Raw genomic sequence first — 15,443 nt, 5'->3', positions numbered from 1 at the left:
GAAGCCGGGCGATCGGCAATGATGCAACGTATGACAACGGCTCCGGCCGGATCGGACCGTCCCGGCGAGGAACCCGAGAAGTGCCCCTCCCGACCGGCCGCCGGCGCTCGCCCCACGCTGCGGCGCGCCGAGGTGGCCCGGATAGTCGACCACACACTGCTACAGCCGTCCGCCACCGGCGAGGAGATACTCGCGCTGTGCGGGGAAGCTGCCAAGCTGGGTGTCGGTGCCGTCTGTGTGGCGCCGACCCATGTCTACCTGGCCGCCGCGAGTACCCGACGGGACGGCGGTGAGGTCGGGCCGGCCTTCGGCGTCGCCTCCGTCATCGGCTTTCCGCACGGCACGCACCTGACCGTCATCAAGGCCGAGGAGGCGCGGCGGGCGGTCGCGGACGGCGCCACGGAGATCGACATGGTCATCGACATCGCCAACGCGATGGACGAGAACTGGCGAGCGATCGAGACCGAAATCACCGAGGTCCGGCTGTCGGTGCCGCCGGACGTCGTGCTCAAGGTCATCCTGGAGACGGCCCTGCTGCCGGACGAGAGCATCGTCGCCGCCTGCCGGGCAGCGGAGGCCGGCGGCGCCGAGTTCGTCAAGACCTCCACCGGTTTCCACCCGGCCGGCGGGGCCAGCGTGCGCGCAGTGCGGGCGGTGGCGGCGGCCGTGGGTGGCCGGCTCGGCATCAAAGCCTCGGGCGGCATCCGCACCGCCGAGAAGGCGATCGAGATGATCGAGGCCGGCGCGACCCGGCTCGGACTGTCCGCCTCCGCGGATGTGCTCGCCGGCTTTCCCAGGTGACCGGCTTCCCCGGATGATCCGCCGCCGACGGCCACAGCCGAGATCTGACGGCTAGCCCACGCGCCCCGCCACCCAGCAGCCAGACAGATGATCATCAACGAGCCCGCAGGCCTGCATCAGGGCATAGGCGGTGGTCGGACCGACGAAGACGAACCCGGCCGCGCGCAGCCCCTTGACGAACGCCACCGACTCGGGGGTCTTCGCCGGCACGTCGGCGAGGGTGGCCGGCGCCACCCGCCCCATCGGCTCCGGCTGGAACGACCAGATCAGATCCTCGAGGGGACGGTCCAGCGTAAGGACGGCGCGGGCATTGGCGATCGTCGCCTCGATCTTGCGGCGGTTTCGGACGATGCCGGCGTCGGCGAGCAGCCGGTCGACATCCGCGGAACCGAACGCGGCCACGGCGGCCGGGTCGAATCCGGCGAACGCCGCCCGGAACGCCGGCCGCTTGCGCAGGATCGTCAACCACGACAGGCCGGACTGGAACGCCTCCAGCGTCAGCCGCTCGAACAGACCGACCGTGTCCCTGACCGGACGCCCCCACTCGTCGTCGTGGTAGGCGACGTACTCCGGCGCGGACAGACCCCACGGGCATCGCGGGCAACCATCGGCTCCCACCACGACATCCGAGGCGGGCCTCACCGGCCCACCGCTCATCAGGCTGACTCCGCGGAGACAAGCTCCGCATAGCCCGGCTTGATGACGTTGTTGATGAAATCGAGCCGCCGGTCGAAGGGCAGGAAGGCGGACTTCATCGCGTTGAGGGTGAGCCAGCGGATGTCGGACCAGCCGTAGCCGTTGACGTCCACGAGGGTCGCGAACTCACTCGACAGCGACACGCCGCTCATCAGCCTGTTGTCCGTGTTGACCGTGACCCGGAACTGCAGCCGGCGAAGCAGCCCGATGGGGTGCCGCTCGATGCTCGGCGCGGCTCCGGTGTGCACGTTCGACGAGGGACACATCTCCAGCGGCACCCGGACGTCGCGCACGTAGTTCGCGAGATCACCGAGGATCGCCTTACCGTCCGGATCGACCGTGATGTCATCGACGATGCGCACTCCGTGCCCCAGCCGATCGGCGTTGCACCACTGCACGGCCTCCCAGATCGACGGCAGGCCGAACGCCTCGCCTGCATGGATCGTGAAGTGGCCGTTCGCCCGCTGGATGTACTGGAAGGCGTCCAGGTGACGGGTAGGCGGATTGCCCGCCTCGGCGCCCGCGATGTCGAACCCGACCACGCCGGCATCGCGCCACCGGACCACGAGCTCCGCGATCTCCAGTGAGCGGGCCTGATGGCGCATCGCGGTGAGCAGGGCGCGAAGGTGCAGCGGTGTGCCGGCCGAACCGGCCCGGAACCCGTCAAGCACGGCCTCGACCACCGCGTCCAGGGACAGCCCGCGCTCGACGTGCAGCTCGGGGGCGAACCGCACCTCGGCGTAGACGACGCCGTCGGCCGCGAGATCCTCCGCGCACTCCCGCGCCACCCGCATGATGGCCTCCTGGGTCTGCATCACCCCCACCGTGTGCCGGAACGTCTCCAGGTAGCGGACGAGCGAGCCGCTATGCGCGCCGCCACGAAACCACATGCTCAGGGTGTGGACGTCCGTGGTCGGCAGATCGCGGTAACCGGTCTCGTCGGCGAGCTCGACCACCGTGGCCGGCCGGAGCCCGCCGTCAAGATGGTCATGAAGCAGTACCTTCGGCACCCGGCGGATGTCCTCAACCGTGATCGTCGGGGGCCGTGCGTCGTTCGTCATCATGTCCTCCGTCATCGTCTCGACGGTAGGCCACGGGTACGACAGAACAGCGACGGCACGATGACGACCCGGACTGCCGGGACCGGTTCAGCTGAGGTGATCGGTTCAGCTGAGATGATCGAGGACGAGCGGTGTGCTCGGGGGCGGCGTCGCGGCGACCTCCACCGCTCCCGTCAGGGCCTCCCGGGCCCGCTCGACGCTGGCCGGGTCGTCGGTGTGCAGTTCCAGCAGCGGCTCGCCGGCCGTGACCGGGTCACCGATTCCCACCCGCCACCGCACGCCCGCCGTCGCGGAGACCGCGTCCTCCTTGCGGGCCCGGCCCGCGCCAAGCCGCCACGCCGCCACGCCGACCGCTCGGGCGTCCAGGCGGTGGAGATAGCCGGTCGCCGGCGCGGGGACGGTCTCGACATGGCTCGCCGCCGGAAGCGGCGCGTCCGGATCGCCGCCCTGGGCCGCGACCATCGCCCGCCACACCGCAAAAGCGTCCCCGGCAGCCAGCACCTGCGCGGGATCATGGAGAGCGCCGGACCGGTGGCCGAGCTCGGCGGCGACGAGGTCGATCATCGCTCTGGCCAGCGCGACGGTGACCTCCACCAGATCCGCCGGCCCACCACCACGGAGGGTCTCCACGGCCTCGGCCACCTCCAGCGCGTGCCCGGCGGTCCGGCCGAGGGGGTGGTCCATCCCGGTCAGCAGGGCCTCGGTGCGGACCCCGGCGGCAACGCCGATCCGGACCATCGCCCGGGCGAGCTCACGGGCCTCGCCCACCGACGTCATGAAGGCCCCAGAGCCGACCTTGACGTCCAGGACCAGCGCCGACGTGCCCTCGGCGATCTTCTTACTCATGATCGACGATGCGATGAGCGGGATCGACTCGACGGTTCCGGTGACGTCCCGCAGCGCGTAGAGCCGGCGGTCGGCCGGAGCGAGGCCGGCACCCGCGGCACAGATCACCGCACCCACCTCGGCGAGGAGCTCACGCATCCGGGCGGCCGACAGATCCGCCCGCCAGCCGGGGATCGCCTCCATCTTGTCCAGCGTTCCACCGGTGTGACCGAGCCCCCGCCCGGCGAGCTGTGGGACCGCGGCCCCACAGGCGGCGACCAGCGGCACCAGCACGAGCGAGACCTTGTCGCCGACCCCTCCGGTGGAGTGTTTGTCGACGGTGGGACGTCCCACGCCGGTCAGGTCCAGGCGCTCCCCACTGTCGATCATTGCGGCGGTCCAGCGGTCCAGCTCGGCGGAAGCCATCCCGCGCCACACCACCGCCATCAGGTACGCCGACATCTGCTCGTCGGCGACCAGACCCCGGGTGTAGGCGTCAATGAGCCAGTCGACGGCCCGGAGATCGACGGGTCGACCGTCCCGCTTGGCCCGGATCAGATCGACGACGTCGAAACTCCCGCTCACGCGACACCCGGTAGATCGTGCGGTCCGAACGCTGCGGGGAGCAGGTCCGCGATGGTGCGCACGCCGTCGCCCGTGGCGACGAGCAGATCCGGCCCGCCGTGCTCGTAGAGCAGCTGGCGGCACCGTCCGCAGGGCGCCAACGGCGCACCGTCGGAGTCGACGCAGGCGAACGCCAGCAGCCGACCACCGCCTCTGGCGTGCAGCGCCGAGACGAGACCGCATTCGGCGCACAGCCCGAGGCCGTAGGACGCGTTCTCGACATTGCAGCCGACGACGATCCACGGGTCGTCACCGGTGGTACGCCCGGCGGCGTCCGGCAGATCCACGACCAGTGCAGCAGCACCCACCCGCAGACCCGAGTAGGGCGCGTAGGCGCTCTGTGCGACACGGACAGCGGCGTTCCGCAACCGCTCCCAGTCTTTATCGTTCACACTGCACCCCAGGTCCGTGGTCCGTTCGGTCGCTGTCGCCAGCATGCCCGACCCCCGGTCCGGCCACGATGTGATCCCATGGATGCGAGCCCCACCGGCGATCGGAAGGGACGACGGGATGGCAGGCGGGTCCCCGGACAATCCGGGTTCGGCCAGAGCGGTGGCCCTCGTCGGGGGACGGTACCGGCTCGACGGGGTCATCGGACGCGGCGGATTCGGCGTCGTGCACCGGGCCACCGACGAGCTGCTCCAGCGCTTGGTTGCAATCAAGGAAGTACAGCTGCCGCTCGGGGAGAACGCGGACGAACGCGACCTGACCCGCGAGCGGGTCCTACGCGAGGCGCGCGCCGCCGGTCGGCTGCATCATCCCGGTGCCGTCGCCGTCCTCGACGTCATCGACGACGGCGAGCTGCCCTGGATCATCATGGAATACGTTGACGGCCAGTCCCTCGCCACGATCATCAATGATCGCGGACCGCTGCCGGTCGAGGAGACGTGCCGGATCGGTATCAGCCTCGCCTACGCCCTGGAGGCCGCGCACCGGCTCGGCGTGGTGCACCGCGACGTCAAGCCGAGCAACGTGCTGGTGACCGCGGACGGCCGGGCCCGGCTGACCGACTTCGGCATCGCGGTCAGCCAGGGGGATCCCCGGCTCACCAGCACTGGGATGGTGATGGGCTCCCCCGCCTACCTGCCGCCGGAACGCGCCCGTGGCGATGCCGGCAGCGCCGCGGGTGACCGGTGGGGACTGGGCGCCACGCTGTTCACCACCGTCGAAGGCTACCCGCCCTTCTCCGGCGGTGACCCGATTTCGGTGCTCACCGCCCTGGTTCAGGGACGACGCCAGCCCTTCCGGCTGGCCGGACCACTTATACCGGTGATCGACGACCTGATGGCCCCGCACGAGGCGAGCCGACCACCGCTCACCGTCGTACGCAGGCGACTGCGCGAGATAGTCGAACGAGATGCGGTCCGCCAGCACGCCGCAGCTCAGCAGAACACCGGAGCCCGCCAGGACACCGAGACGCGTCAGGAGGCCACGCCGTCGCGGACACCTCGGTCCCGTCCCACCGGGCCGTTGGAGCGCATCCACTCGATCGACCGGATGCGTGCCCTGGGCGGAATCCCGGCCGGGGCCCGGCTCATCGGCCGAGGGCACGGCAACGGTTTCACCGGCGGCGACGTCGAACTGGCTAATCTCTTCGCCACCGCCTCACCGGCCTCCCCGCCGTCGACCGCCCGGCTGCGGCCGGCGCCCGACGGGCCGGCGGGAATCGAGCCGGCGGGAGGTCCGCCACGCGACCCCGACGCCGGGGATCAGCGTCGCGTGACCATCGCCGTGGCGACGCTCGTGGCACTGGTCGCCGCCGCGATCATCGGCATCGTGATCGTGGTGACAGGTGGCCCGGACGACAAGAGCCGCGGCACCTCGACCAACCAGACCGGCGGCATCTCGTCGCCGACCGGAGCCGGCGGGTCGGCCCCGGCGGGCCCGGCGGCGGCCGGGGAGCCCGTCGCTCGGGAAACCACCCCGGTCACGGGCCCGCCTGGCTGGGTGTCCTACGTCGATCCCACCGCCGGCTGGTCCGTGGCGTACCCCTCGGACTGGCAGCGCCGCGAGGGGCCCGGCGGACCCGGAAACGTCGACTTCGTGGACCCGGCTGCCCGGTCCTTCCTACGTGTCGGTAGCGTCAGGCAAGCAAACACCTCTGCCATCGGCGACTGGCGACGCAACGAGGCCGGCTTCCGGCAGAGCGTGCGGGATTATCGGCAGATACGGCTGGCTCCCAGCGATGGTGGGGATGGCACCAACCAGGCCGACTGGGAGTTCGGGTACCGCGGGTCGGACGGGGTCATGGTGCATGTGCTCAACCGGGGTGCGATTCGCAACGGCCACGGGTATGCCCTGTACTGGCATACCAGGGAGGATCTGTGGCTGCAAGATCAACCGTTGATGCGCCAGCTGTTCGCCACCTTCCGGCCCGGTCCGTGATGTCGGCCATCGACGGATTTGCGGTGCCCGTAGTGTTCGGAAAGATGCGGGCCGTCCGGCGCGCGCATCAGTCCATCTGTCAGACTTGACACGATGGCTAAATCGGCAATTGTGCCCCCGGACACCTCCCGGCACGGCACACCTCGCTACGTAGCGCAGCGCTACCGGCTCCACCACGCCTATCGGGCGTGGTGGAGCCGGTAGCGTCTGGCGCGGTGAGGACGAACTACTCCAGCGCCCGGTCGCCATCAAAGAGATCCTCGTGCCGATGGCCGGCGCGCAGAACGAGCGCGACGCGATCCGGGCCCGGGTTCTTCGCGAGGCCCGTGCCCTGGCCAGGCTGCACAGTCCCGCCATCGTCTCGGTGTACGACGTGGTCGAGGAACATCAGCGGCACTGGACCATCATAGAACTCGTCGACGCGGACAGCCTCGGCGATGTGATCCGCAACCAGGGCCCGCTGCCCTTCGACCAGATCGCCGCGATCGGGCTGGCGCTGACCGACGCGCTCGCCGCGGCCCATTCGGCGGGCGTGCTCCACCGCGACGTCAAGCCCGGGAACGTCCTGCTCGGGCGGGACGGCCGGGTGCGGCTCACCGGCTTCGGCATCGCCGCGACCGAGGGCGACGTGACCCTGACCGGCGCTGGGGCCCTGGTCGGCTCCCCGGCCTACATCGCTCCCGAGCGGGTCCGGGGCTCCTCCGGCACTCCCGCGAGCGACCTGTGGGGGCTCGGCGCGACGCTGTACTCGGCTGTCGAGGGCCAGCCGCCGTTCGAGGGCCCGGAGACCTACGCCGTACTGACCGCCGTGGTCGAGGGCCGCCGGCAGGCCTTCCGGCTAGCCGGCCCGTTGCGCAACCTGCTCAGTGACCTGATGGACCGGCCGGCCGAGGAGCGGCCCGACGTGACGGAGATCCGCCGGCGGCTGATCCCGATCGCGCGCAATGCGAATCCGGTACCGGCTTCGGTCATGCACGCCCGTCCTCGGACTGGCGAGGAGACGGACGCGAGTTCCGTCGACGTCGGCCTGGAGAACCTCGACGACCCGGCCGAGCCGGCAGCAGGCGCCGGACCGGCCGCAGATTCCCGGCAGGGGTCGGGCGGCGGTGTCGCCGGGACCGCGGGAGTCCAGGCAGGCGAGGCGGCTCCGGCGGCCGTGGGAGACCAGGGGGCTGTCCCGCGCCCGACGAACCGCTCGGCGTCCGCCGCCGCGCCGCCCGTCCCCGCTACGTCACTGTGGATCCCCTACTCAACCCCCTTGACGGGACCACCGTGGCGGCTGCGGGCGCTGCCGAGTCGCACACCGGTCGTGGGGAACCCGGCCGCACCGGCCCATCGAACCACGTGATCCCGCTGGACCGGACCACGCCGCAGAACCGCGCAGCACCGCCTGGCCGGACGCGGCCCGAGCCCGAGCCCGACCACGACACGCCGACCAGCATCGGGCTCAACAGCGTGGCGGGGTCTCCGGTGGACGACGACGTGACCCGCATCGGCGCGGCCACCCCCGTGTCGGCGACCTCCGACCTGGATCTGTTCGACGACGACAATCACGCCGCCGGACTGTTGCCCCTCGGCGAGGCCCGGCGCCGCGCCGAGCCTCCCCGCCGCGACGGGCACGGTCACGGACCGGGCGACCCCCAGCGGCGTCGACAGCGGACGATCGCGGTCGTGGCCGGAGCGGCCATGCTCGTGATGGGCGCGGCCATCGCCCTGACTGTCGGACTGACCTCCGGCGGCTCGACCCCCGAGCCGAACGATGTCACCGCGCAGCAGACCACGCCACCGCCCATCGCGACCATCGCTTCCTCCCCCCCGGCCGTGACCTCACGATCCACCACGTCTGAGGTCGTCGCCCCGGACTCCCCGCGCTACACCTACCGCCCCCGGCCGTCGTCGTCTGCGACCCCAACGACGACGCCGACAACGGAGACGCCCACCCCGACCCCCCAGCCGAGCACCCGGGTTCAGACCTCCCCGCCACCGACCCAGACACCACCCGACCGGGTCACCCCCTCGCCGAGCCGGACGGCATCGGCCTCTCCGGGGGTCACGACGCCGCCCGTCGTTCCGACGACGGCACCGGCGCCGACCGAAACCACCACCCTCGTACCCTGACGACCCGGTCGAGGGACGGCTCGGGGAGCGGGCCGGCACCGAATGGCACCGGAACCCGGGGGTGGGGCGTCCCAGTGCGCCTGTGGCCGAGTTCACCCGGACGCGCCCGGCCCGAACATGCCCTCCACCAGGCCCGGCACTAGCATCTGGGTGAGATGCACCATCGTCTCGACGATGCGTCGGGGCGCCCTAGCGCCCCCAGACATGACCTTTCCGGCCCATCGGCTGGGCCGATCCGGAGGAGCTTTCATTGCCGAAGGCACCAGCGGGCACGCTGTACCGCGGTCGAGAGGGTATGTGGTCCTGGGTGGCCCACCGGATCACCGGTGTCCTGGTCTTCTTCTTCCTCTTCGCCCACGTGCTCGACACCGCTCTCGTCCGGGTCTCCCCCACGTTGTACAACGAGGTGATCGAGGTCTACAAGAACCCGGTCGTCAACCTGCTCGAGGTCGGCCTGGTCGCGGCGGTGCTGTACCACGCCCTCAACGGCATCCGGATCATGTTGATCGACTTCTGGGAGTCCGGCCCGAGGTACCAGAAGCAGATGCTGTACGTCGAGCTCGTCATCTTCGTCGTGCTGCTGGTTCCGGCCGCCTCCCGAATGCTGCTGCACACCTTCGAGACGCTGTTCGGGAGCACGACCTGATGACGGCAACCGCTCCCCCCGGTGGCCCGGCGGGCCCGCGCGCGCCGGAACTCGTCGCGCCCCGCGCCCCCGGGCTCTCCCGCCGGCGGAGGAAGCCGGGCAGCGCCAAGGCGCGCACCAACTTCGAGCTCTACGCCTGGGTGTTCATGCGGGTCAGCGGCCTGCTGTTGTTCTTTCTGGTGCTCGGTCACCTGTTCATCATGAACATCCTCGACGGCGGTGTGCAGCGGGTGAACTTCGGGTTCGTCGCCGGCCGCTGGGCGTCACCGTTCTGGCGCACCTGGGACCTGGTGATGCTGCTCCTGGCGGAGCTGCACGGCACCAACGGCCTGCGCACGATCATCAACGACTACGCCGGGCGGCCCCAGACCCGGTTCTGGCTGAAGACGCTGCTCTATACCTCGGCGTTCCTGGTCGTCGCCCTCGGCACCCTGGTCATCTTCACCTTCGATCCCGATATCTGAACGCGCCGGTGATCTCGTGACCCCAGCATCGGACGGATGGAGGTAGGCGTGCAGGTCCACAGGTACGACGCAGTCATCGTCGGTGCGGGCGGAGCCGGCATGCGTGCCGCCATCGAGGCGAGCACCCGCTGCCGGACCGCCGTGCTCACCAAGCTCTATCCCACCCGCTCGCACACCGGCGCGGCGCAGGGCGGCATGTGTGCCGCCCTGGCCAACGTCGAGGAGGACAACTGGGAGTGGCACACCTTCGACACGATCAAGGGCGGTGACTACCTGGTCGACCAGGACGCCGCGGAGATCATGGCGAAGGAGGCCATCGACGCTGTCCTCGACCTGGAGAAAATGGGGCTGCCGTTCAACCGGACACCCAAGGGTCGCATCGACCAGCGCCGGTTCGGCGGCCATACCCGCGACCACGGCAAGGCCCCGGTGCGCCGCTCCTGCTACGCGGCGGACCGCACCGGGCACATGATCCTGCAGACGCTGTACCAGCAGTGTGTCAAGCACGACATCGAGTTCTTCAACGAGTTCTACGTCCTCGACCTGCTGCTGCAGGAGGGCGCGGCGGCCGGGGTGGTCGCCTACGAGCTGAAGACCGGCGAGATCCACGTCTTCCAGGCCAAGTCGGTGGTGTTCGCCACCGGCGGTTTCGGCAAGGTCTTCAAGGTCACCTCCAACGCGCACACGCTGACCGGTGACGGAATGGGTCTGGCGTTCCGGCGGGGCATCCCGCTGGAGGACATGGAGTTCTTCCAGTTTCATCCGACCGGCATCTGGAAGATGGGGATTCTGCTCACCGAGGGTGCCCGCGGCGAGGGCGGAATCCTACGCAACAAGGACGGCGAACGCTTCATGGAGCGCTACGCCCCGACCATCAAGGACCTTGCGCCACGCGACATGGTGGCTCGCGCCATCTACACCGAGATCCGTGCCGGCCGCGGCTGCGGCCCGGACGCCGACCACGTCTACCTCGACCTCACCCACCTGGCGCCGGAGCAGCTCGACGCGAAGCTGCCCGACATCACCGAGTTCGCCCGGACCTATCTCGGCATCGAACCGTACAACGACCCGATCCCGATCCAGCCGACGGCGCACTACGCGATGGGCGGCATCCCGACCAACGTGGACGCGCAGGTGCTCGCGGACAACGACACGGTCATGCCCGGTCTGTACGCGGCCGGCGAGGTGGCGTGTGTGTCCGTGCATGGCGCGAACCGGTTGGGCACCAACTCGCTGCTCGACATCAACGTATTCGGCCGGCGGGCCGGCATCGCCGCCGCCGAGTACGCGAACGCGACCGCACGGCACGCCGACCTCCCGGAGAACCCGGCGTCGTTCGTCGAGGACCTGCTCGGACGCCTGCGCGCGGGCGCCGGAACCGAGAACGCGGCTGCGATCCGGCGCGAGCTGCAGGAGTCGATGGACGTCAACGCCTCGGTGTACCGGACGGAGGCGACGCTCAAGCAGGCGCTGAGCGACATCTCCGGCCTCAAGACGCGTTACCAACGGGTGGGCGTGTCCGACCGGGGGCGTCGCTACAACACCGAACTACTCGAAGCGGTGGAGCTCGGCTTCCTGCTGGACCTCGCCGAGGTCCTGGTCGTCGGGGCGCTGGCCCGCAACGAGTCCCGCGGGGGCCACTCCCGTGAGGACTACCCGAACCGGGACGACGTCAACTTCATGCGCCACACGATGGCCTACCGGTCGGGGCCGCTGGTGGCCGCCTCGCCGGAGGCGGAGATCCGCCTAGACTACAAGCCGGTTGTCATGACCCGCTACCAGCCGATGGAGCGCAAGTACTGATGACAGTCACCCTCAAGATCCGTCGCTACGACCCGGAGACGGTCGACGAGGCGCACTGGGAGAGCTACCAGGTGCCGTTCGATCCGAGCGACCGGCTGCTCGACGCGATCATGTGGGTCAAGTGGAACCTCGACGGGACGCTCGCCTTCCGCCGGTCCTGCGCGCACGGGGTGTGCGGCTCGGATGCGATGCGGGTCAACGGCGCCAACCGCCTCGCCTGCAAGGTGCTGGTGAAGGACCTCGGCTCGGAGATCACTATCGAGCCGATCAAAGGTCTGCCGGTGGAGAAGGACCTCATCGTCGACATGGAACCGTTCTTCGACGCGTTCCGGGCGGTGAAGCCCTACCTGATCACTGACGACCACGAGCCGACCCGCGAGCGGCTGCAGTCCGCCGAGGACCGGGCCCGCTTCGACGACACGACCAAGTGCATCATGTGCGCGGCGTGCACCACCGCGTGCCCGGTGTTCTGGACCGACGGCGACTACTTCGGCCCGCAGGCGATCGTCGCAGCCCACCGGTTCATCTTCGACAGCCGTGACTCCGGTACCGACGAACGCCTGGAGATCCTCAACGAACGCGAGGGGGTCTGGCGTTGCCGGACCACCTTCAACTGCACCGACGCCTGTCCACGCGGCATCCAGGTGACCAAGGCCATCCAGGAAGTCAAGCGGGCGCTGTTGTTCCGCCGCGTCTGAGCCTTCCTCCCAGCCGGTCATGCGGTGTCCACCGCGAGCGCGAACGGCAGCACCGACGGCGCTCCGGCCTGCCGGAGCAGTCGAGCGGTGACCGTCATCGTCCAGCCGGTGACGATCCGATCATCGACGAGCAGCACCGGACCGCCGAGATCGCCCAGGGCGGCGGCAAGGGCCGAGGAGACGGTGAACGCATTCCACAGGCCGGCGAGCCGGTGTGCGCTGTTGTGCACCTGCCCGGTGTGCGGCCCGTCGGCGACCCGGTCGAGCTGCCCCAGCAGCGGCAGGCGTCCGATGGTGGAAATGCGCTCGGCGAGGCTCGCGACGAGCCGGGGCCGGCTCCGGGACGCGATCGACACGACGGCCACCGGCCGCCGCTGCCATCCCCAACCGGCGAGCGTCGCGACCACCGCCTCGACGAGATCGCCGGGAAGCGGGCCGTCGAGGGCACCGGGCACAGCGGAGCCGGGCACAGCGAGGCTGGCAGGCGTGAACATCGGGCGCAGCCCGTTTCCCCAGCCCACATCGCTGAGTCGGGCGAGCGCCCGCCCGGGCTCGGCACCGGCCGACGCCGGGATACGCCCGGCCAGGTCGACCCCGAGCCGGCCCATCCCCATCGGCCACATCCGCCGCGGTTCGACCGGGACGCCCGCCCGGTACAGCTCATCCCGGGCCCGCGTCCGCGAGAACTCCGAGACCGCGGACGACCACGACCGACCGGTGCACCGGTCACACCGCCCGCAGGCCGCCGCGTGGGGATCGTCAAGCTGCCGGCGCAGGAACTCCATCCGGCAGCCGGTCGTCACGATGTAGTCAAGCATCGCCTGCTGTTCCCGAGACCGTGCCGCGGCGACACGCCGGTAACGCTCCTCGTCGTACGACCAGGGCTCACCGGTACTCGCCCAGCCGCCCCTGACCCGCCGGACCGCCCCGTCGGTGTCGAGAACCTTCAGCATCTGGTCAAGCCGGCTGGGGCCGAGGTCGACGGACGCGAGCAACGCCTGGGTCGACAGCGGCCGGTCGGCGGCCGCGAGCACTCCGAGCACCCGGCGGACGACGTGCTCCGGCGGAAAAGAGGTGTCCGCGAAGTAGCGCCAGATGTCCCGGTCCTCAGCCGCCGGGAGGAGCACGACCTCGGCCGTATCGAGCGCACGGCCGGCCCGGCCGATCTGCTGATAGTAGGAGATCGGCGACGACGGAGCCCCGACGTGGACGACGAAGCCGAGGTCCGGCTTGTCGAAGCCCATTCCGAGCGCGCTGGTGGCGATCAGTGCCTTGACCCGGTTCGCGAGCAGGTCCTCCTCGGCGGCGATGCGCTCGGCCGCCTCGGTGCCACCGTGATACGTGGTGACGGCATGACCCTGACCGCGCAGAAAGATGGTCAGCTCCTCCGCCGCCGCCTTCGTCAGCGTGTAGACGATCCCCGATCCGGGCAGCTCGCCGAGATGGTCGGCGAGCCAGCCGAACCGGTGCTCGGCCTGCGGCAGCGACACGATCGCGAGCCGCAGGCTCTCCCGATCGAGACTCCCGCGCAGCACCAACGTCCCGGCGGACGCTGGGCCGGCGGGAGCGGAGGTTCCGAGCTGCTCACTGACGTCCTCGACCACGCGGGTGTTGGCGGTGGCCGTCGTGGCCAGCACCGGGACCCCCGGACGCAGCCCGGCGACGAGGGTACGCAGCCGCCGGTAGTCGGGCCGGAAGTCGTGCCCCCAGTCGGAGATGCAGTGCGCCTCGTCGATGACGAGCAACCCGGTGGTAGCGGCGAGCTCGGGCAGGTAGTCGTCCCGGAAGGTCGGGTTGTTCAGCCGCTCCGGCCCGACGAGCAGCACGTCGAGCTCGCCCGACCGCAACGCCGCGTAGACCTCGTCCCACTCGGTCACATTGCCGGAGTGAATCTCGCCGGCGCGGATGCCCAGCCTCGCCGCGGCCGCCGCCTGGTTGCGGATGAGCGCGAGCAACGGGGAGACGATCACCGTCGGAGCAGCGCGTCCCGCTGCACCGCGGAGCAGTGCCGTGGCGAGGAAGTACACCGCCGACTTGCCCCAACCGGTGCGCTGGACGAGCAGCACCCGGCGCCGGTGGGTCACGAGCGCGTCGATGGCCTGCCACTGGTCCTCGCGCAATGCCGCGGCCGGCCCGGCAAGCGCCCGCAGCAGCTCCTCCGCGCGCTCCCGCAGCCCACCGGGCACCGGGTCCGCCGGGTCCGGAGCATGCGCGACCGGCGACGCCGGGCCGGAAGCCACCGGAAGCGCGGAGGTCGTCTCGTCTGCTGCCATGAGAGGTGTCTACCCGACGCCACCGACAAGATCGGATCGTCCCAGGTCACAGCCGCTTCCGCACCGGAGACGGCGTGGTGGGCCGCGGTCAGCAGCATCCCAGCGATCGACACCCGCGAACCCGGCCCCGCCTGGGCACGGTCACCACCGGGGTACGGCCGCGACGGCCCGAGGCGGAGCGACCGCGGCATGTTAGTACCAGTATTTGCGGGAGGTTGGTACTAGCCAGTGCGTGAAGTTGGTAGCCTTCAATCATAAATCGGCCCTACCTCCCACGGCTCGTCGACGGCCTGATCCGTGATCTTCTGCAGGAACTGCCGGCACTACTGGTCGTCAGGCCGCGGGCCACCGGCAAGACCACGACAGCGGCCCGGCATGCCCGCACAGTTATCCTTCTCGATCAACCACGCGAGGCTGTCCCGTTCACCGCGGATCCCGACGCCGCTCTCCGCGGACTTCCAGAACCGATTCTTCTGGACGAGTGGCAGATGGTTCCGACGGTGCTCGGCGCGATCAAACGTGCGGTCGATTCCGAGCCCCGGCCCGGCCGCTTCATCGTCGCCGGCTCCGTACGAACGGATCTCGAAGCCGACAACTGGCCCGGCACCGGCCGCCTGGTAAGAGTGCCTATGACCGGTCTCACCATACAAGAGATCATCGGCCGAGTCGACAGGACGACCTTCCTTGATCGAATCGCGACAAGCGGCGCGGATTTGCTGGTCGTGCCGTCAGGCGCACCAGACCTTCGCGGCTACGTCGAGATGGCCCTGCAAAGCGGATTCCCCGAAGCCGCACTGCACCTCTCGGACCGCACCCGCGGCTACTGGCTGGAAAGCTACCTGGATCAGCTTCTCACCCGTGACGTCGAAATTCTCCATGAGAACCGTGACCCGTATCGCCTACGACGATACTTCGAGGTCCTGGCTCTGAACTCCGCCGGTGTAGTGAACAGCAAGACGCTGTACGAAACCGCCGGAATCAACGCGAAGGATTTGCATTGAAATAACTTGATTATTCTATGTCGGGTCTACGGGAAGCTGTCTCTTATA

General features: G+C 70.0%; 14 protein-coding genes. 9 read left to right on the top strand and 5 right to left on the bottom strand.

Annotated features, from left to right (window positions below; translation table 11 throughout):
- The first annotated feature begins 21 nt into the window (after positions 1 to 21).
- Positions 22 to 801 (top strand): deoxyribose-phosphate aldolase, encoded by a 780-nt coding sequence (gene deoC / locus AC08OT_RS06405; RefSeq protein ID WP_476592051.1) that lies wholly within the window; start codon positions 22 to 24, stop codon positions 799 to 801.
- A gap of 51 nt (positions 802 to 852) precedes the next feature.
- Here the strand turns inward: deoC and AC08OT_RS06400 are convergent, their stop codons facing one another.
- From AC08OT_RS06400 to AC08OT_RS06385, 4 genes are all read right to left on the bottom strand, one after another.
- The gene (locus AC08OT_RS06400; protein ID WP_476592052.1) at positions 853 to 1,458 is read right to left on the bottom strand and encodes a DNA-3-methyladenine glycosylase I; all 606 of its coding nucleotides are present in this window, start codon (positions 1,456 to 1,458) and stop codon (positions 853 to 855) included.
- Positions 1,458 to 2,558 (bottom strand): adenosine deaminase, encoded by a 1,101-nt coding sequence (locus AC08OT_RS06395; protein WP_476592053.1) that lies wholly within the window; start codon positions 2,556 to 2,558, stop codon positions 1,458 to 1,460. Before AC08OT_RS06395 ends, AC08OT_RS06400 begins: the two co-directional genes overlap by 1 nt.
- Before the next feature lie 105 nt (positions 2,559 to 2,663).
- Positions 2,664 to 3,968 (bottom strand): thymidine phosphorylase, encoded by a 1,305-nt coding sequence (locus tag AC08OT_RS06390; RefSeq protein WP_476592054.1) that lies wholly within the window; start codon positions 3,966 to 3,968, stop codon positions 2,664 to 2,666.
- The gene (locus AC08OT_RS06385; RefSeq protein WP_462186664.1) at positions 3,965 to 4,399 is read right to left on the bottom strand and encodes a cytidine deaminase; all 435 of its coding nucleotides are present in this window, start codon (positions 4,397 to 4,399) and stop codon (positions 3,965 to 3,967) included. Before AC08OT_RS06385 ends, AC08OT_RS06390 begins: the two co-directional genes overlap by 4 nt.
- 118 nt (positions 4,400 to 4,517) lie before the next feature.
- Between AC08OT_RS06385 and AC08OT_RS06380 the strand changes: the two genes are divergently transcribed.
- From AC08OT_RS06380 to AC08OT_RS06350, 7 genes are all read left to right on the top strand, one after another.
- The gene (locus AC08OT_RS06380; RefSeq protein WP_476592055.1) at positions 4,518 to 6,392 is read left to right on the top strand and encodes a serine/threonine-protein kinase; all 1,875 of its coding nucleotides are present in this window, start codon (positions 4,518 to 4,520) and stop codon (positions 6,390 to 6,392) included.
- Between the two features lie 181 nt (positions 6,393 to 6,573).
- Positions 6,574 to 7,740, top strand: coding sequence for a serine/threonine-protein kinase (locus AC08OT_RS06375; RefSeq protein WP_476602629.1), 1,167 nt, complete (start codon positions 6,574 to 6,576; stop codon positions 7,738 to 7,740).
- Between the two features lie 107 nt (positions 7,741 to 7,847).
- The gene (locus AC08OT_RS06370; protein ID WP_476602626.1) at positions 7,848 to 8,510 is read left to right on the top strand and encodes a hypothetical protein; all 663 of its coding nucleotides are present in this window, start codon (positions 7,848 to 7,850) and stop codon (positions 8,508 to 8,510) included.
- A 250-nt stretch (positions 8,511 to 8,760) separates the two neighbouring features.
- Positions 8,761 to 9,156: a succinate dehydrogenase, cytochrome b556 subunit gene (sdhC, locus tag AC08OT_RS06365; RefSeq protein ID WP_476594210.1), complete on the top strand. Its 396-nt coding sequence runs from the start codon at positions 8,761 to 8,763 to the stop codon at positions 9,154 to 9,156.
- A complete protein-coding gene (locus AC08OT_RS06360; RefSeq protein ID WP_476594211.1) occupies positions 9,156 to 9,620 on the top strand; it encodes a succinate dehydrogenase hydrophobic membrane anchor subunit in 465 nt (154 codons plus the stop codon). Before sdhC ends, AC08OT_RS06360 begins: the two co-directional genes overlap by 1 nt.
- A gap of 48 nt (positions 9,621 to 9,668) precedes the next feature.
- The gene (sdhA, locus tag AC08OT_RS06355) at positions 9,669 to 11,423 is read left to right on the top strand and encodes a succinate dehydrogenase flavoprotein subunit (RefSeq protein ID WP_476594212.1); all 1,755 of its coding nucleotides are present in this window, start codon (positions 9,669 to 9,671) and stop codon (positions 11,421 to 11,423) included.
- Positions 11,423 to 12,121, top strand: a complete 699-nt coding sequence (locus tag AC08OT_RS06350) for a succinate dehydrogenase iron-sulfur subunit (protein WP_462186658.1) — start codon at positions 11,423 to 11,425, stop codon at positions 12,119 to 12,121. Before sdhA ends, AC08OT_RS06350 begins: the two co-directional genes overlap by 1 nt.
- A gap of 17 nt (positions 12,122 to 12,138) precedes the next feature.
- Here the strand turns inward: AC08OT_RS06350 and AC08OT_RS06345 are convergent, their stop codons facing one another.
- Positions 12,139 to 14,394, bottom strand: a complete 2,256-nt coding sequence (locus tag AC08OT_RS06345) for a DEAD/DEAH box helicase (RefSeq protein WP_476602625.1) — start codon at positions 14,392 to 14,394, stop codon at positions 12,139 to 12,141.
- A 251-nt stretch (positions 14,395 to 14,645) separates the two neighbouring features.
- Here AC08OT_RS06345 and AC08OT_RS06340 point away from each other — a divergent pair, with 251 nt between their 5' ends.
- Positions 14,646 to 15,395, top strand: coding sequence for an ATP-binding protein (locus tag AC08OT_RS06340; protein ID WP_476602628.1), 750 nt, complete (start codon positions 14,646 to 14,648; stop codon positions 15,393 to 15,395).
- Positions 15,396 to 15,443: the final 48 nt, after the last annotated feature.

This window comes from Frankia sp. CgJB1 (genome assembly GCF_977947065.1).
Note: the sequence above shows the minus strand (reverse complement) of the source record. Positions and strands in the feature narration are given on the sequence as shown.